The organism is Photobacterium sp. Ph5 (assembly GCF_022129445.1).
GTDB lineage: Bacteria > Pseudomonadota > Gammaproteobacteria > Enterobacterales > Vibrionaceae > Photobacterium.
This window is the reverse complement of the sequence record NZ_JADQAQ010000051.1, coordinates 1-18,279: the sequence shown is the minus strand read 5'-3', so window position 1 is coordinate 18,279 and position 18,279 is coordinate 1. Positions and strand designations below refer to the sequence as shown.

The following is an 18,279-nucleotide window of genomic DNA, read 5'->3' as shown; positions in this document are numbered from 1 at the left end:
TTTTTTTCTATCCGTAATTATTTAATTCGATCTTGTAAGAACGGCACTAATTCCTTATGTGCCTGACGCAATAATTGCTCAGTAGTATCCCAGCCAATACATGCATCAGTTATCGATACGCCATACTTCATTTCATCTCGAGGAAGATCGGCACTCTGATTCCCTTCGTCAAGATGACTTTCGATCATCAATCCTATAATAGACTGATTTCCCTCTCGGATCTGATGAATCACGTCTTCAGCAACCAAAGGTTGACGGCGATAATCTTTACGAGAATTTGCATGGCTACAGTCTACCATTAAGGCAGGTGAAAGACCTGATCCGACCATCTCGTTTTCACACTCTTTAACTGACACAGAGTCATAATTGGTTTGCTTACCACCACGTAAAATAACATGACCGTCAGGATTACCTTCAGTATTTAGCAGTGCAACTTGTCCATCTGGGTTAATACCCATAAATTTATGACCTGACGCTGCCGCTTGCATCGCATTAATCGCTGTTGCCAAGCTACCATCAGTACCATTCTTAAAACCAACTGGCATTGATAGTCCACTCGCCATTTCACGGTGGGTTTGTGATTCCGTCGTACGTGCGCCAATGGCTGCCCAACTAAATAAATCGCCTAAGTATTGAGGACTAATAGGATCAAGTGCTTCGGTAGCTAAAGGAATGCCCTCTTCAACTAAATCGACTAACAACTGACGACCAATATGCAAGCCTTCTTCAACAGCAAATGAACCATCAATATGCGGGTCGTTAATAAGCCCTTTCCACCCTACCGTCGTACGCGGCTTTTCAAAGTACACTCGCATAACAATATAAAGTTGATCACTCAACTCTTCTGCTAATTGTTTTAATTTTTGACCATAGACTTTTGCTTGTTCAACATCATGAATTGAACAAGGCCCACACACGACCAATAAACGATGATCACGCTTGTGAATAATATCAGCGATAGTTTGACGAGACCGCTCAACAAAAGAAAGGGCTTGTTCTGAAATAGGTAGATTTTGTTTTAGCTTTGCAGGCGTGATTAAAACAGATTCATCTTCGATATGAACGTTATTGAGTTGGTCTTTTTGCATAGTGGCATCCTTGTCATTGATTTGTTAGCGCGAAACACAATCCCTGTTTCGTTATCACTATATCCATTAGTAACATCATGCCAACAAACATAACAAGTCTTGATGACCTATTGCAATAGCAGTGTAAATAAAAAACACCACCTGTAAATTATTATTTACATGTGTGATATAAATATAAAAAGTTAATACATTCCGTCTGTATTAACTTTTATTTTGTCGAAAACGTACAATTTACAAAGAGTAGTATTATAACCTAGGTTCTTGTGACATATAGCGCTCAAAACCTTGCTGCCATTTGGCTTTAAATAATGGGACTTCACGACGATATTCACAGATTCCCCAATTTGAATCCCCTTGCTCACCTAACTGCAATACATGCTCAATAGAACAGTAATTATCACGACCTTTACTATAGCCTTGCAGATACTCTTGATAGTTAGGTATTTCTGTCGCGTCATATTTATCTGAAATTTTATCAAGTTGTGTGGTTGTTAGCGCAACTCGACCACCAGCACCGTCATAGAAACCGAGCTGTTCAAAATATCCTTTGCTAATCAAAGAGGATTGCGTAACACAGCCAGATAGAAGCACAATAGAAGAGAGAGTTAAAAGAGGAAGGACTTTCATAACTTTTCCTTGGTTATCAAATCGAGGAGTTTTGAGAAGCAAAAAGACGTAGTGTTATTCAGCCTATAACTTGTTATGAATTTTATACAATATGTTCTCAATTTAACCTAGCATAATAGTACTAATTTTATACTTAATTAAAGTCTATTCAGTAAATATACAGCGCTTTTCATCTGTTTAAATATTCATGCATCTTAAAAACTACCCAATTGCTAATTTACAGATACAAAAAAAGCCCACCTTTCGGTGGGCTTTTCGATTAAACGTCAAGCGTTTAAAGCTATTACTTAGATAGCTTCTCACGGATACGTGCTGATTTACCAGAACGCTCACGTAGGTAGTACAACTTGGCACGACGTACTGCACCACGACGTTTAACAGTAATGCTGTCAACTACTGGAGAGTGAGTTTGGAACGCACGCTCAACACCTTCACCGTTCGAAATCTTACGAACAGTAAATGCAGAATGTAGACCACGGTTACGGATTGCGATTACAACGCCTTCAAAAGCCTGTAGACGCTCACGGTCACCTTCTTTTACCTTAACTTGAACAACAACAGTGTCACCTGGTGCGAAAGTCGGTAGGTCTGTTTTTAGTTGCTCTTGCTCAAGAGCTTTAATGATGTTACTCATTTGGTATATACCCTAGAATAAACTGATACTAAATTAATTAAATGCTTGCTTTATGTTCGCGGATAAATTCCGCTAGCAAGAATTCCTGATCGTCAGTCAGAGCTAGGTTTTCCAGGAGCTCTGGTCTTCTTAGCCATGTACGGCCTAGCGATTGTTTTAATCGCCAGCGACTAATATCTTTATGATTGCCAGACATTAATACCGAAGGTACTTCCTGCCCGTCCAACAATTCTGGTCTTGTGTAATGAGGACAATCTAGCAAGCCATTTGCAAAAGAATCTTCTTCTGCTGACGCAAAGTCTCCCAGTACGCCCGGAACAAACCGAACAACTGCATCCACCAACGTCATAGCAGGTAGTTCACCACCCGTTAACACAAAATCGCCGATAGACCATTCTTCGTCTACCTCTTGTTGGATAATGCGCTCATCAACCCCTTCATAGCGACCACAAATAAGAATCAGATTCTCATTTTGCGCTAACTCCTCAACACCAGCCTGATCCAGCTTACGGCCCTGAGGGGAAAGGTAGATTACTTTAGCCTTACCTTTTGCAGACTGTTTGGCTGTGTGAATGGCATCGCGCAAAGGCTGCACCATCATCAACATACCCGGTCCACCACCGTATGGTCGATCATCTACCGTACGATGTTTGTCGTGCGTAAAATCACGAGGATTCCACGTATCAACAGTCAAAAGGCCTTTTTTTACCGCCTGGCCTGTTACCCCAAAATTGGTAATGGAAGAGAACATTTCAGGAAAAAGGCTGATTACACCAACCCACATGTTACTCACCTTATTACCGGAGGTTAAAACTCAGGATCCCAGTCAACTTCGATCCGCTGAGCAGTGCGATCAATCAACTTGATGACCTGCTCATCGAGGAACGGAATTAATCGTTCCTTCTGCCCGAAAGCATCTTTTAAATTCGCCTTAACAACTAACACGTCGTTTGAACCTGTTTCCAGGATGTCTGTCACCTTACCTAGATCGTAACCTTCAGTAGTGAATACAGACATACCAAACAACTCACGCCAGTAGAATTCTTCATCTGACAGTGCTGGTAGTTGCTCAGCCAATACAGCGACTTCAGCATTAGTGAAAACTTGGGCATCCTCGCGGATATCCATGCCTTCTAGCTTAGCCACCAGACCTTGGCCATGGCGTTTCCATGATTCAACATGGATCTCTTTCCACTCACCTTTAACTTTAATAAGCCAAGGGGTGTAAGAGAAAATGCTTTCAGATTGTTCGGTGTAGGAAAAAACTTTGAGCCAACCCTTGATACCGTAGGTGGCACCCAGTTTACCGACAATAATGTGGTCTTGGTTTTTACTGCTCATCGTTTCTCTTCTACCTTAATAATCAAATTAAGCTGCTTTCGCTGCATCTTTGATTAGTTTTGCTGCGCGGTCAGTCACAGAAGCGCCTTGACCTACCCAGTGGTTTACGCGATCTAGGTCTAGACGTAGACGCTCTTCTTGACCCTTAGCTAGTGGGTTGAAGAAACCGATTTGCTCGATGTTACGACCGTCACGTGAACAACGTGAGTCAGCAACAACGATTTGATAGAATGGACGCTTCTTAGCGCCGTGACGTGCCAAACGAATGGTTACCATATCGTCCTCTTTGCATTACTGTAAATTAAATTGGCCCCGCTTAAAAAACGGGGCCCGTGCCAAAATAAAGCCTCGGAATTTTACTCTTTAGAACGACGAATGCAACTTCTTTAGTTACTTTTTCGCCAGTAAAATAACCAATCGACTTTAAAATCTTTTAAAATTATGGAATTAGCGTCCAGGGAACATTCCGCCACCAGGCATCATACCCTTCATTTGGCGCATCATATTCTTCATTCCACCCTTTTGCATTTTTTTCATCATCTTCTGCATTTGGGTAAATTGCTTCAATAAACGGTTCACATCTTGTACTTGTGTACCTGAACCTGCAGCAATACGCTTTTTACGTGAACCTTTGATAAGCTCAGGATGTGCACGCTCGCCTTTGGTCATTGAATTAATGATAGCTTCCATTTGAACGAACACTTTATCGTCCACTTTATCTTTCACATCAGACGGGAGTTGTGACATACCCGGAAGCTTATCAAGCATTCCCATCATACCGCCCATGTTTTTCATTTGTTGAAGCTGGCTACGGAAGTCTTCTAAATCAAAGCCTTTTTTATCTTTGAATTTCTTCGCCAGTTTTTCCGCTTCTTGCTTATCAACGTTACGTTCTAAATCTTCGATTAAAGAAAGAACATCACCCATACCTAAGATACGAGAAGCAACACGATTTGGATGGAACGGCTCTAGTGCGTCAGTTTTTTCACCAACACCTAAAAATTTAATTGGCTTACCTGTGATATGACGTACTGATAATGCAGCACCTCCACGGGCATCACCATCCACCTTGGTTAAGATCACACCGGTTAGTGGTAATGCATCATTAAAGGCTTTAGCTGTGTTAGCCGCATCTTGACCTGTCATGGCATCAACCACGAACAGTGTCTCAACAGGGTTTAATGTTTTATGGACGTCTTTAATCTCATCCATCATCTCTTCATCAACGTGAAGACGACCCGCTGTATCGACAATCACCACATCGTAGAATTTAAGCTTACCGTGCTCAAGCGCCGCTTTTGCGATCTCGACAGGTTTCTGCTCTACATTTGATGGGAAGAAATCAATACCAACATCACCCGCTAGCGTCTCAAGTTGCTTGATTGCCGCTGGACGGTATACGTCGGCAGAAACAACCAATACTTTTTTACTATCACGCTCTTTTAATAGCTTACCTAATTTACCGACGCTGGTTGTTTTACCTGCACCTTGTAAACCTGCCATTAAAATAACTGCTGGCGGTTGGCAACTTAAATCCAAGCCTTCGTTTTCTTCACCCATCACCGCTTCAAGTTCAGCTTGAACGATTTTGATGAACTCTTGACCTGGAGTTAAACTTTTTGATACTTCAGTACCAACAGCGCGCTCTTTTACACGCTTAACGAATTCACGAACAACGGGCAGCGCAACATCAGCCTCGAGCAATGCCATGCGTACTTCACGCAAAGTATCCTTGATGTTGTCATCCGTAAGGCGACCACGGCCGCTGACATTTTTAAGCGTTCGCGATAAACGCTCGGTTAAATTTTCGAACATGTGGTGCTACTCGCTCGTTACGCAACTCAATTAAAATTGCAAAATCACTAAAATTGGTACAAGTATACCGTAAAAAAACCTTCGTTTTCATGTAATCCTTTGTCACTTTTAGGTATTACGTTGGCGGTGAAGGTTTGAGCAAGGTATAATTGCATCTCTAAAACCTTATAAAATAGCCATTAGTTAATACGGAGCTATCTCATTTATTATGGATATGTTACTTGCTATTCCAGCAGTTGGCTTTTATCTCATTGCACTATTGCTGGTTATTCCAGGACTTGCTAACAATAACGGCATAAAAGTTACCCCTGTTTTTGCCGCAGCCTGTATGGCAATTATTTTTCATATCCTACTGCTTAAAGATCTTATCTTTGCAGGTGCAGGACAAAACCTCAGTATTCTTAACGTTGCTTCGTTAATCAGCGTAATTGTTGCCTGCTTGACTACAGTAGCAATGTTAAAAATGCGGATTTGGTTTTTACTACCTGTGATATACAGTTTTGCAGCTATCAACTTAGCGGCATCAATATTACTGCCAGGTGCTTTTATTACTCATTTAGAAGCCCATCCGCAAGTACTACTGCATATTTCTCTGGCCTTATTTTCATATTCAACCCTGATGATTGCAACATTGTATGCTATTCAATTGGCTTGGCTTGATCATAAGCTAAAAAATAAAAAGAGCTTAGCTGTGAACCCTAATATTCCCCCATTAATGATGGTTGAACGTCAACTTTTCAAGATCATTATTGTAGGGTATGCGTTATTAACCGTAACCTTGCTCACAGGCTATCTATTTATTAACGATATCATTGCCCAAGGTAAAACCCATAAAGCGATACTATCATTATTAGCTTGGTGTGTTTACAGTGTCTTATTATGGGGACACTACCGTCAAGGCTGGCGCGGACGTAGAGTGATTTGGTTCAGCCTCGTTGGTGCATTTCTACTCACACTGGCTTACTTTGGGAGCCGGTTCGTAAAAGAAATTATCATTGGCATGTAATTAACATTACCTCTCATAGTTTTATATAGAATCTTTCTATAATTACAATACTTATAATTTTGCCCTTTATACGGGGCTTTAGCTTGCATAAAAACATTAAGGGTTACGACTTTTGGACGAGATCTCCACAGGTGTATTATTCTCTCTACTTATTTTAATGATCGTTCTATCAGCTTATTTCTCCAGCTCAGAAACAGGCATGATGGCACTAAACCGCTACAAACTACGCCACATGGCCAACCAAGGCCATAAAGGAGCTAAACGTGTCGAGAAACTACTTTCTCGTACAGATCGCTTAATTGGCCTAATTCTGATCGGTAATAATTTAGTTAATATTTTAGCATCCGCGATTGCGACTATTCTTGGTATGCGCCTTTATGGCGATGCTGGTGTAGCGATTGCAACAGGTGCACTGACTATTTTGATCCTTGTCTTTGCAGAAGTAACTCCTAAGACGGTAGCTGCGCTCTATCCTGAACGTGTCTCTTATGCCAGCAGCATCATCTTAAACATTTTAATGAAAGTACTTTACCCATTAGTGTGGTTCGTTAATGGGATCACCAGTGCTTTTCTTTTCATCTTAGGATTAAAAAGCAGTAATAACAGTTCATCTAAATTAAGCTCAGAAGAATTACGTACCGTTGTTAACGAAGCTGGCGGCTTAATACCACGTCGCCACCAAGATATGCTGTTATCAATTCTTGATTTAGAAAATGTCACCGTTGAAGACTTAATGGTACCTCGCAGTGAAATCGCGGCGATTAATGTGAACGATGATTGGAAATCAATAGTCCGCCAGCTAAGCCATTCCGCTCATGGTCGTATCGTGCTGTACCGTGACAATATTGATGAAGTTGTTGGTATGCTACGTGTACGTGAAGCCTACCGTTTAATGATGGATAAAAACGATTTCAGTAAAGAAAATCTGTTACGTGCTGCTGATGAAGTCTATTTCATTCCAGAAGGCACTCCACTGAACATTCAGCTTCTAAAGTTTCAACGCAATAAAGAGCGTATTGGTTTAATCGTCGATGAGTACGGTGATATCCAAGGCTTAATCACGGTAGAAGATATTCTTGAAGAGATCGTAGGGGAATTTACGACGTCTATTGCGCCAACGTTAGCAGAAGAGATCACGGCACAAAGTGATGGTAGCTTGATGATTGAAGGTAGCGCTAATATTCGTGACTTGAACAAAAGCCTAAATTGGAAATTACCCACTGATGGCCCTCGCACTTTAAATGGCTTGATCCTCGAACATCTTGAATACATTCCCGATAATCAGGTCAGTATTATGATTGCGAATCATAAAATGGAAATCGTTGAAGTTTCAGACAATATGATAAAGCTGATTAAGGTCTTACCCGAGACACTAAATAAATGATAAAAGAAAGCCGACACATGAAGTGTCGGCTTTTTTCTATTTAAAGTTAAGTAATAGAAACATTACTTAACTTTTAAGTCTTGTAGCATTGTTTCAGGTAAAGCAAGCTCATCATTTTTATTCACAAGGATCCCTTGCGACAAAATAGTTGAAGCGATACTTTTCGCTTCTTCTAATGAATGCATATCGTAAGTACCACACTGATACTCATTAAGCTCTGGGATCTGATTTTGTGACTCAACCTTTAGCACATCTTCCATCGCCGCTTTCCAGCTTACCGCAACCATTTCTTCGGTTGGCGTGCCGATTAAACTCATGTAAAAACCGGTACGGCATCCCATTGGTGAAATATCAATAATTTCGACATTATTTGAATTAAGATGCGCACGCATGAATCCTGCGTAAAGGTGCTCTAACGTATGAATACCACGCTCACTTAAAATATCGATATTAGGGCGACAAAAGCGCAGATCAAATACCGTAATGGTGTCACCTTTTGGAGTTTGCATGGTCTTTGCCACACGAACCGCAGGTGCATTCATCTTAGTATGATCGACGGTAAAACTATCGAGTAATGGCATTGTTTGCTTCTCCTTGCACGTCAATCCTGACTTATTCAATTATTGGCGTTTTTTCTAAGTTAACAACTTACGAATTAAAACCACCAGCTTCTATTACTTTCTAATTCTTTACGGCACTGCTTTAATTGCCAACCATAATTCTTTGATTGCTGCTCTACTTTACGCGCAACCTTGGTTAACCATGGTTTTTTCCAATATGTTCCACGCTTAAATCCACCTCGCCCTTCATGATAAGCAAGGTATTGACGATAAGCATCCCATTTAGAAATACCTAACTGCCGTTGTGTTTCATGAGTATACCAACCAACAAATTGTAATGAATCGCCGAAATCAGTTCGTGAACCACCATGACCGGTGTGTTTTTGAAAATCTTCCCATGCAGGATCTTGTGCTTGTGCATAACCATAAGCACTGCTTACACGTCCCCAAGGAATAAAACCGAGCACATAATCTTTCGGTGGCTGAGCATCATGACGAAAGCTACTTTCTTGCTTAATAATCGCCATGGCAACATTGATCGGGGTCCCCCACTCTTTTTGCATATCAACAGCATCATCGTACCAACTCGGATATTGACGAAAGATATTACAAATATTTGATTGATCTCGTGGTGGCGCAGAGGCACATCCTGAAACAATGAGGGTTATTCCAAATAACAAAAATAAACGAAGAGACCACTGCATATATCACTCACATTCCATCAAAGGCATTTATTGAGTAAGACATTATATAGGGATGGAGGTTAACAGTAGCTAAAGAAGAGGTTTCATCATCCATGTAAAATGCATAAATCAATAAAGACTAAAAATAATAAGCTGGAATCATCCAGATCCCAGCTTTATTGTATCAAAAAATAACATACTCTTTCGTTGCTATTTTTTATAATCCAACATGAATATCAGCAAAGTAATTATCGAGATACTCATCAAATGAAACAGTATCATCACGTTCGATTTGCTGTTGCTTCTCTATTGAATGATGTACTTCTTGTTCAAACGTTTTTGCATCATAAAAGCGGAAACCTTGCTCATTTAGGTAATCTAAATGTTGTGCCGCTAACTTGTAACCTAAATTACCAATGCCTTGCTCCGCTTTAATTTGCTCAAGTAATTGCGCTGAGAGCGTACGTTCAGGATGATGAATCCAACCTAATAAACGCTCACATGTTTGTTGGTAAAGAGTGTTACCGTTTAGCTCATCAATGATTTTCGCTACTTGCTCCAATTCAGCAAAGACACGCGAGCCCCAATCTTTCAGGCTTAAACGCTCACCTGCACAGCCGATCTTAAGCATTAGCTCTGGATTACGACCATCGATAACAACACGGTTCCAGTTATCACGCCAGCAAGCTAATTCACTGTCATCCATATCAGCCGATGGTGTTAATACCGCCCATGTTAGAAATAAATCGAGGAAACGAACTTGATCTTCACTGATACCAATAGGGCTAAATGGGTTTACATCTAACGAACGCACTTCAATGTATTCAACACCACCACGCTTTAATGCTTCTGATGGTTTTTCACCACTTTTAGTTACACGTTTGGCACGAATTGGTGCATAAAGCTCATTTTCAATCTGTAGCACATTACTGTTTAGCTGACGGCGTTCACCATCAACAATCACACCAATGTCAGCAAACTCTTTTGACGGAGTATGAATCGCTTCATTTAAGCCTTCTAGGTACTGTTCTAAGCTATTAAAACCAATTTTTAGCGAGCTTTGCGCATTATTGGTGTAACCCAAATCACTTAAACGTAATGCTGTTGCATTCTCTAAGTAATAGGTACCTGTACCCACTTTGCTAAATGATTCCTTCACTTTGTCGTCTTTAATAAAAGAGCCACAAAGTGCAGGAGACGCCCCAAATAAATAAGGAATTAACCAACCAAAACGGTAGTAATTACGGATTAAACCAAAGTATGCATCCGATACTGATTCTTGGCGTTGCTCTGGTGTTTGCTCACCAAATAAACCATCCCAAAAACTATCAGAGAATGAGAAGTTAAAGTGAACACCGGAGATGATCTGCATCACACTACCGTAACGATGCTTCAAGCCTTCGCGGTAAAGCGTTTTCATTCGCCCAGTATTCGATGAACCGTATTGCGCTAAGGTAATGTCATCTTGCGAGCCAACAAAACATGGCATCGACATTGGCCATAAACGCTCACCATCCATTTTGCTTAAAGCAAATTTATGGATATCTTCAAGTTGCCATAATAGCTGATCAACATCAGTTGATACTGGTGTAATAAATTCCAACAATGATTCGGCAAAATCAGTTGTGATCCACTTATTGGTTAGTGCAGAGCCTAATGCCACGGGATGAGGTTGTTGGGATAAATGCCTGTCAGCAGTAATTCGAAGTGACTCTCGTTCAAGTCCACGCCCAAACTGGGTTAATGCATCAGCATGAGTAGAAAGCTGCTGTAACCTCTGTGAAAAGTCCATCAAGGCTATTCTCGTTTTAATCTAATTTAAGGAAAACAGAGTAATCATTATTGCGTGTGATTACCATCATTTATATCAGCAAAACTTGCGAAAGACTTTTACTGAATGGTAACAACTAGCACTGTGTACTAGTTGTTACCGAATGCACGATTATTTCGTTAGGGAGAGTAGATGAACAGGCAACCCTAATGTCTTCAATTGTGGCTCTAAGCTTTTCGCATCACCAACCACAATAATTTGATAATCTTTAGGGTCAAACCATTTTTCGGCAAGTTTATCCATCGTGGATTTACTGATGCTATCGACGATATGATTACGTTGCGCGACAAAATCCTTAGGTAGATGATAAGCTAAAATATTACCTAATAAGGCCGCTTTTTGGCTTGGTGTCTCATAACTAAGGGCATCTTGTTGACCTACCGCTAAGCGCATAAAATTAACCTCTTTATCGGTTAACCCTGATGTACTCATTTTCTTTAGTTCAGCTAAGAATTCTTTAATCGAAGCCACGGTAGTATTTGCGCGAACTTGAGCGTAATACACGCCGAGTCCTACCTCTTTACCCCCACTGAAATAACCACCTGCACCATAGGTATAGCCTTTATCTTCACGTAAATTCATGTTAATACGACTATTAAAGTTACCGGCTAAGTTAAAGTTCGCTAACTGGGTTTTAAATAGTTCACCCGTGGCATCAAATGGCATCCCTTGACGCGCTAAACGGATCACCGTTTGTGGTGCATCAGACTTGTTCACTAACCAAATTGCTTGCTGCTTTAATACAGGTAGAACTTGTGGCGCAATACTTGGTGCAGGAGCCCCTTGCCATTGACCTATAGGAGCTAATGCTTTCGTTAATTGAGATTGGGTGATATCACCTACCACAACCGCATCAGCACTGTTTGGCGTGTAATAACGCTGGTAGAAGTCTTTCACATCTTGCAGCGTAATACGACTCAGAGTTTGTTTCGTACCATCAGATGGACGACTAAATACCGTCCCTTTAAATAATACTTCTCGGGTGGCTTGGCCTGCTAACCAATCAGCACTTTGGTGCTCATAAACAATACCTTCAATCATCTGCTTTTTAAGACGCTTAAAATCACTTTCTTTAAACGCAGGATGAAATAAACGCTGTTCCAATAGCGCCATGGTTTCAGGTAAGTTTTTGGTTAACGTGCTTAGCGATATTGTTGTACCATAAAGCCCTGCACGAACAGAAATACTACTGCCTAGTGTGTCTAACTTAGAAGCCATTTCTTCAGCAGTAAACTTCTCACTACCTTCATTCATCATGGCTGCGGTTAGCTCAGCTAAGCCTTCTTTACTCGCTGGATCTAAACGACGTCCAGCGGGTACGGTTAACTGTAAGCTAATGGTTGGAGTTTCTTGATACTGAGTACCAATCACTTTGATCCCATTCGCTAAACTAAACTCATACAAGGTTGGCATCACCGCTTTCACAGGTTTTGAAGCTTTAGGCATCACCGAGCGATCAAAGTTGTCTTTGACGGTACGATACGCCAGATCTTTATCTTCAATCTTGGTATTTTTCGGTAACACGCGAGGAGCTGGAGTATAGTTTGGTTTTGCCGCCTGAAGCTGTAATTCACCATGTGGAACAACACTTAATGTGACACTAGGATGCTGATAAATATACTGATTGTACGCACGCATAACGCTTTGCGTATTCACTTTATCAATGTTCGCTAGATCCGTTGCAATATAGTTCGGGTTACCAAAGAATGTCTGATAAGCCGCTAGTTGTGAGACCTTACCACTGACACTTTGTAAGCCATAAATCGCATTCGCTTCAACCGAACCTTTAATTTCATCCAGTTGGGCTTTTTTGATCCCTTGCAGCTCAATACCGTTAACGACTGACATCACTTCTTTACGTAATGTGTCTAGGTGGCCTTTGTCGCCACTTGGTGCCATCGCATACACATACATGGTACACGCGAGCTCTGCACAATCTTGAAATGCGCCGGCATCAACGGCTTTACCTGTTTTCACCAATTTTTGATAGAGCAAGCTATTGGTACCGCTACCAATCACTTGACCTAACATATCTAATGATGGTTGTTCTGCTGCGCCTAAATACGCTGTCGGCCATCCCATCATTAACATTGGCTGCTTAATATTATCTTGCAGTGTAATGTAACGATCAGATGGCAATGTCACAGGCTGCTTCGGTGCATTTTTTACTTCTGGACCTCGTGGAATAGAGCCAAAGTATTTATTCACCCACGCCAATGTCTGCGCTTTATTAATATCACCACCAATAGTTAAGGTGGCATTGTTTGGTCCATACCAACGCAAAAAGAAAGCTTTAAGATCATTAACATCAACACGATCTAAATCTTCCACATAGCCAATAGTTTGCCATGAATATGGATGGTTACGTGGATATAAAGCTTCCGCCATTTTTTCATAAATCAAACCATACGGACGGTTTTCAAAGTTTTGCGCACGCTCGTTTTTCACTGTATCACGCTGAATTTCAAACTTACGCTGAGATACCGCATCAAGTAAAAAGCCCATACGGTCTGACTCAAGCCACAAGACTTTTTCTAATTGGTTGGCTGGCACCGTTTCAAAATAATTGGTGCGATCTCGGTTAGTACTGCCATTTAAATTACCGCCAGCTTCAGTGACCAATTTGAAATGCTGCTGATCGCCGACATGTTTTGAACCTTGAAACATCATATGCTCAAAGAAGTGAGCAAAGCCTGATTTACCTTGTTGCTCTCGCGCAGAACCCACATGGTAAGTCACATCTACATTCACTAACGGATCAGAATGATCAGGCGATAAAATGACAGTAAGACCATTAGCTAAACGGTACTTGCTATAAGGGATCACAGCTTCCCCCTTAACCGCTTTGACTTGCTCGACAAACACCACCCCTTTCGGTAACGCTTGCGTTGATGACTGCTCTACAAATTGACTACAGCCCGTTAGTGACAGCATAGCTGCACTCAGGATCCATTTTTGCACTCTCGAATTCCTTAAAACGGTAATGATGGGAAAAGTCCCAGTACAATTGCGGCTAATGCGATATAACGTAATGTTTTTCCAATAAATATAACTACAGCACACCACCAAAAACGCATGCGTAGCCAGCCTGCCGCTAAACATAATGGATCACCTATGATTGGCATCCAACTTAGCAACAAGCTCCAATAACCGTATTTTTTTAACCACAATAAAGCTTTATGACTCTGTTTTTGCTCGGAAGTTTTATCTGGAAGTAAAAGCCCTAACCAATAATTAGTGAGACCACCTAAGGTATTACCTATTGCGACGACAGCAACAATTTGCCAAATCGGGTTATCACCTAGCTTAACTGCCGCAATAAGATTAGCCTCAGATCCACCAGGTAACAAAGTGGCACTTAAAAAGCCGGTAGCAAATAACACCCATAATCCCGCATCACCGGAAAAAAACTCAGTCATTAATTAACGCCTTAAAATATTGATAACGCAGTGTGCCACTGGACGATAAACGTTTAAACCGTTTTTTATTATGTTTAAAAACGAAAAAAGGCAGCGATATGCTGCCTTGATCTTTAATAACGAATTACTGAAGTATTAACCACCAACCAGTGCTAACAGAATACCAGCAGCCACTGCTGAACCTAATACCCCTGCCACGTTTGGTCCCATTGCGTGCATTAATAAGAAGTTTTGTGGGTTTGCATCTAAACCTACTTTATTCACCACACGTGCCGCCATAGGTACCGCAGACACACCCGCCGCACCGATCAATGGGTTAATTGGCTCTTTACTAAAGCGGTTAAGCCCTTTTGCCATTAATACACCACCACCAGTACCAACGCTAAATGCAACCGCACCTAGCACCAAGATACCTAGTGTTTCGATCTGAAGGAATGTCGCAGCCTCAAGTTTTGAGCCAACACCTAAGCCAAGCATAATAGTCACAATGTTGATAAGCTCGTTCTGTACTGTATTTGACAGACGATCAACCACACCGGATTCACGCATTAAGTTACCTAAACAGAACATACCAACAAGTGGGGTTGCTGATGGTAGGAACAAGATTGTCATTAGCAATACCGCTAATGGGAACAATACTTTTTCCATCTTCGTTACGTGACGAAGCTGTTGCATCTGAATTTGACGCTCTTCAGGTGTCGTTAATGCTTTCATGATCGGTGGCTGGATAATCGGAACCAGTGCCATATAGCTATATGCCGCAACCGCAATTGCACCTAAAAGATCTGGTGATAAACGGCTTGCAAGGAAAATAGCTGTAGGACCATCCGCACCACCAATGATAGCAATTGATGACGCATCAGCGAGCGTAAACTCCATACCCGGTATAACATTCAGTACAATTGCACCAAACAAGGTAAAGAAGATACCAAACTGCGCTGCTGCACCTAATAACAAGGTTTTAGGGTTAGCAATCAAGGCGCCAAAATCGGTCATGGCACCGACACCCATGAAGATCAGCAGTGGGAAAATTCCCGTTTCAATCCCCACATAATAGATGTAGTACAGTAGACCACCCGGATCGGTGAACCCAGCATTAGGGATATTGGCAAGAATAGCACCAAATCCCATCGGTAATAGTAATAACGGCTCAAAGCCCTTACGAATAGCCAAAAACAGTAGACCACACCCGACGATGATCATCACAATCTGACCAAACTCGAAGTTCGCGATCCCTGTTTCGGCCCAGAGTTTTAATAAACCTTCCATGGTTACCTCTTATGCCAAGCTAATGATTGGCGAGCCGACAGTCACAGAATCACCTTCTTTAACATGTAGTTGGTCAACGACACCGCTACGTGCTGCACGTACTTCTGTTTCCATCTTCATCGCTTCTAAGATCACTAACACATCACCTTCAGTCACTTGGTGACCCGGTTGAACATTGATCTTAAAGATATTACCCGCTAGCGGTGCTCCTACCGCCTCAGCAGCAGCACTTGGCGCAGGTGCAGCGACAGGTGCTGATGCAGGCTGTTGTGCCACTTCCACAGAAGAAAGCTCACCACCTTCTGCAACTTCAACGTTATACACCTGACCGTTAACACGTACGCTATAGCTTTCAACCTCAGCAGTCGCTTTAGCAGCAGGTGCTGCTGTAACAAGTTCTTCACCCGTAGGTGCTGGCTCGAAAGCATCTGAGTTGTTACGATTTTTCAAGAAGTTAAACCCAACCTGTGGGAATAATGCGTAAGTTAATACATCATCAACTTGCTGCTCAGCAAGTGTAATACCGCCAGCTTTCGCTTTAGCCACTAATTCATCAGTTAACGTCGATAGCTCATCGGCAATCAGATCAGCAGGACGGCAAGTGATTGGCTCAGCCCCCTCAAGTACTTTTGCTTGAAGCTCACGATTAACAGGTGCAGGCGCTGCACCGTATTCACCTTTTAAAATGCCTGCCGTTTCTTTACTGATACTCTTATAACGCTCACCTGTAAGTACGTTTAATACCGCTTGGGTACCGACAATTTGTGATGTCGGCGTCACTAATGGAATAAAACCAAGATCTTCACGGACACGTGGGATCTCTTCTAATACTTCATCAAAACGATCGGCTGCACCTTGCTCTTTTAACTGACTTTCCATATTAGTCAGCATACCGCCAGGCACTTGTGCTAATAGAATACGTGCATCAACACCTTTTAAGCTGCCTTCAAATTTCGCATATTTTTTGCGTACATCACGGAAGTAGCTAGCAATAGGTGCGAACTTTTCAAGATCTAAGTTCGTATCACGCCCCGTACCTTGTAGCATTGCGACTACTGTTTCTGTTGGTGTGTGGCCGTAAGTTTGGCTCATTGAAGAAATAGACGTATCAAGAATATCGAGTCCAGCTTCTACTGCCTTCACAGCGGTTGCAGTTGAAAGGCCTGTTGTAGCATGACAGTGCAAGGCTAATGGAATATCACATGATGCTTTAATACGTTTGATCAGCTCTTCGGCTTCATAAGGCTTGAGTAACCCCGCCATATCTTTAATACAAATCGAGTGACAGCCCAGATCTTCCAAACGCTTAGCCAAATCAGTCCATGTGTCTAATGTATGTACAGGGCTGGTTGTATAAGAAATTGTACCTTGTGCATGAGCACCAACATCAACAACAGATTTAGTCGCTTTTTCAAGGTTACGTACATCGTTCATGGCATCAAAAATACGGAAAACATCCATACCATTCGCGTGCGCGCGCTCAACAAACTTCTCTACAACATCATCACCATAATGGCGATAACCAAGTAGATTTTGTCCACGAAGTAGCATCTGCATCGGTGTTTTTGGCATCACTTGTTTTAATGCGCGCAGACGCTCCCAAGGATCTTCACCAAGATAACGAATGCACGAATCAAAAGTAGCACCACCCCATGTTTCTAGCGACCAATAACCCACATCATCAAGTTGAGCAGCAATTGGCAACATATCTTCAAGGCGAAGACGGGTAGCAAATAAAGATTGGTGTGCATCACGCAATACCACATCGGTGATAGCTAGAGGCTTGGACATGTTCAAAACTCCTTGTAAGAATAAGTGTCCTAAAATCAAAACTGTTTATTAGTTGGAAATATCAGCTCGAGCTTTTCGCTTGGCGATACTGATGCACAGCGGCTGAGATCGCTGCAATCACATCAGGTTTAATACCGTTTTGATTTGGGGTCACTGCCGATTTGGCAGTTTGAGGCGCTTCAATTGGCTCTGCTGGCGCAAGTTTTGCCAACAATTTCACCAAAAAAATAAGGATTGATAGAAAGACAAATACAACAACCATTCCTGTTGCCATAATTACCGCTGCTTGCCACAGCGTATCTCCCAGATCAGTCATCATAAATCCCTTCTAGTTGTGACCGTAGTGTTAACGATTATCATGACAATTAAAAACAAGTCAAACCGATTCACAAAAATTGATTAATTTTGCAACATTAGTCTGATTTTTACTCAAATTAAACATGATTATCAGTCTTTATTGCAGAATTTCTTTACATGTAGCCACAATATGAACAGTGACACATACATATAAAAGATAAGGTTTTAAGATACTGATATTTAATAAAAAGAAGAGAATAAGAATAAATTTTTAAACACAAGATATAAGCTTAAAGAGTAGAAATTACCATGATAAATAATGGGTTAGATACCCTTATTGATTCTAAGTAAACAAAAGCCAAGTTCTATTATTCTCACAAAGAATAGAACCTTAATAGAACAAATAATGAATGGAAATTAAAAGCTGCAGATATAAAAAAAGCCCAGCCAAAGGCTGAGCTTTTAAATAATGGTGCGCGCGGGAGGATTCGAACCTCCGACCGCCTGGTTCGTAGCCAGGTACTCTATCCAGCT

At 41.5% G+C, this 18,279-nt stretch carries 17 protein-coding genes; 2 read left to right on the top strand and 15 right to left on the bottom strand.

Translation table 11 applies throughout. The features are described from left to right. Nucleotides 1–17: 17 nt before the first annotated feature. From I3259_RS16630 to ffh, 7 genes are all read right to left on the bottom strand, one after another. Nucleotides 18–1,088 carry a 3-deoxy-7-phosphoheptulonate synthase gene (locus I3259_RS16630; RefSeq protein WP_238030805.1) on the bottom strand — a complete coding sequence of 357 codons (1,071 nt, stop codon included), beginning with the start codon at nt 1,086–1,088 and terminating at the stop codon, nt 18–20. A gap of 246 nt (nt 1,089–1,334) precedes the next feature. After that, a complete protein-coding gene (locus tag I3259_RS16625; RefSeq protein ID WP_238030803.1) occupies nt 1,335–1,715 on the bottom strand; it encodes a DUF2799 domain-containing protein in 381 nt (126 codons plus the stop codon). Nucleotides 1,716–1,998: 283 nt separating this feature from the next. Then, nucleotides 1,999–2,349 carry a 50S ribosomal protein L19 gene (rplS, locus tag I3259_RS16620; RefSeq protein ID WP_005371532.1) on the bottom strand — a complete coding sequence of 117 codons (351 nt, stop codon included), beginning with the start codon at nt 2,347–2,349 and terminating at the stop codon, nt 1,999–2,001. Nucleotides 2,350–2,386: 37 nt separating this feature from the next. Then, nucleotides 2,387–3,133, bottom strand: a complete 747-nt coding sequence (gene trmD, locus I3259_RS16615) for a tRNA (guanosine(37)-N1)-methyltransferase TrmD (protein ID WP_005371531.1) — start codon at nt 3,131–3,133, stop codon at nt 2,387–2,389. Nucleotides 3,134–3,156: 23 nt separating this feature from the next. Further along, on the bottom strand, nt 3,157–3,690 hold the full coding sequence (gene rimM, locus I3259_RS16610; RefSeq protein WP_006647237.1) for a ribosome maturation factor RimM: 534 nt from the start codon (nt 3,688–3,690) through the stop codon (nt 3,157–3,159). A gap of 27 nt (nt 3,691–3,717) precedes the next feature. Continuing rightward, on the bottom strand, nt 3,718–3,966 hold the full coding sequence (rpsP, locus tag I3259_RS16605) for a 30S ribosomal protein S16 (protein WP_005371529.1): 249 nt from the start codon (nt 3,964–3,966) through the stop codon (nt 3,718–3,720). A gap of 171 nt (nt 3,967–4,137) precedes the next feature. Then, nucleotides 4,138–5,505, bottom strand: coding sequence for a signal recognition particle protein (gene ffh, locus I3259_RS16600; RefSeq protein ID WP_005371527.1), 1,368 nt, complete (start codon nt 5,503–5,505; stop codon nt 4,138–4,140). Nucleotides 5,506–5,713: 208 nt separating this feature from the next. On the opposite strand from ffh, the gene I3259_RS16595 reads away from it, so the two are divergent. Continuing rightward, a complete protein-coding gene (locus I3259_RS16595) occupies nt 5,714–6,511 on the top strand; it encodes an inner membrane protein YpjD (protein WP_238030801.1) in 798 nt (265 codons plus the stop codon). A gap of 112 nt (nt 6,512–6,623) precedes the next feature. After that, nucleotides 6,624–7,895 carry a CNNM domain-containing protein gene (locus I3259_RS16590; RefSeq protein ID WP_238030799.1) on the top strand — a complete coding sequence of 424 codons (1,272 nt, stop codon included), beginning with the start codon at nt 6,624–6,626 and terminating at the stop codon, nt 7,893–7,895. Nucleotides 7,896–7,957: 62 nt separating this feature from the next. Here I3259_RS16590 and luxS read toward each other — a convergent pair whose 3' ends face one another. From luxS to I3259_RS16550, 8 genes are all read right to left on the bottom strand, one after another. Further along, nucleotides 7,958–8,476, bottom strand: coding sequence for an S-ribosylhomocysteine lyase (gene luxS / locus I3259_RS16585; RefSeq protein WP_238030797.1), 519 nt, complete (start codon nt 8,474–8,476; stop codon nt 7,958–7,960). A 74-nt stretch (nt 8,477–8,550) separates the two neighbouring features. Further along, nucleotides 8,551–9,159, bottom strand: a complete 609-nt coding sequence (locus I3259_RS16580) for a hypothetical protein (protein WP_238030796.1) — start codon at nt 9,157–9,159, stop codon at nt 8,551–8,553. Nucleotides 9,160–9,355: 196 nt separating this feature from the next. Further along, entirely contained in the window at nt 9,356–10,930 is a 1,575-nt protein-coding gene (gene gshA / locus I3259_RS16575) for a glutamate--cysteine ligase (protein ID WP_238030794.1), read from the bottom strand. A gap of 150 nt (nt 10,931–11,080) precedes the next feature. After that, nucleotides 11,081–13,930 (bottom strand): pitrilysin family protein, encoded by a 2,850-nt coding sequence (locus tag I3259_RS16570; RefSeq protein WP_238030792.1) that lies wholly within the window; start codon nt 13,928–13,930, stop codon nt 11,081–11,083. Nucleotides 13,931–13,941: 11 nt separating this feature from the next. After that, nucleotides 13,942–14,388, bottom strand: coding sequence for a YqaA family protein (locus I3259_RS16565; RefSeq protein ID WP_061014822.1), 447 nt, complete (start codon nt 14,386–14,388; stop codon nt 13,942–13,944). A 135-nt stretch (nt 14,389–14,523) separates the two neighbouring features. After that, on the bottom strand, nt 14,524–15,657 hold the full coding sequence (locus tag I3259_RS16560; RefSeq protein ID WP_238030791.1) for a sodium ion-translocating decarboxylase subunit beta: 1,134 nt from the start codon (nt 15,655–15,657) through the stop codon (nt 14,524–14,526). Nucleotides 15,658–15,666: 9 nt separating this feature from the next. Then, nucleotides 15,667–17,448: a sodium-extruding oxaloacetate decarboxylase subunit alpha gene (oadA, locus tag I3259_RS16555; RefSeq protein WP_238030790.1), complete on the bottom strand. Its 1,782-nt coding sequence runs from the start codon at nt 17,446–17,448 to the stop codon at nt 15,667–15,669. Nucleotides 17,449–17,509: 61 nt separating this feature from the next. After that, nucleotides 17,510–17,764 carry an oxaloacetate decarboxylase subunit gamma gene (locus tag I3259_RS16550; RefSeq protein WP_008988032.1) on the bottom strand — a complete coding sequence of 85 codons (255 nt, stop codon included), beginning with the start codon at nt 17,762–17,764 and terminating at the stop codon, nt 17,510–17,512. Between the last annotated feature and the right edge of the window lie 515 nt (nt 17,765–18,279).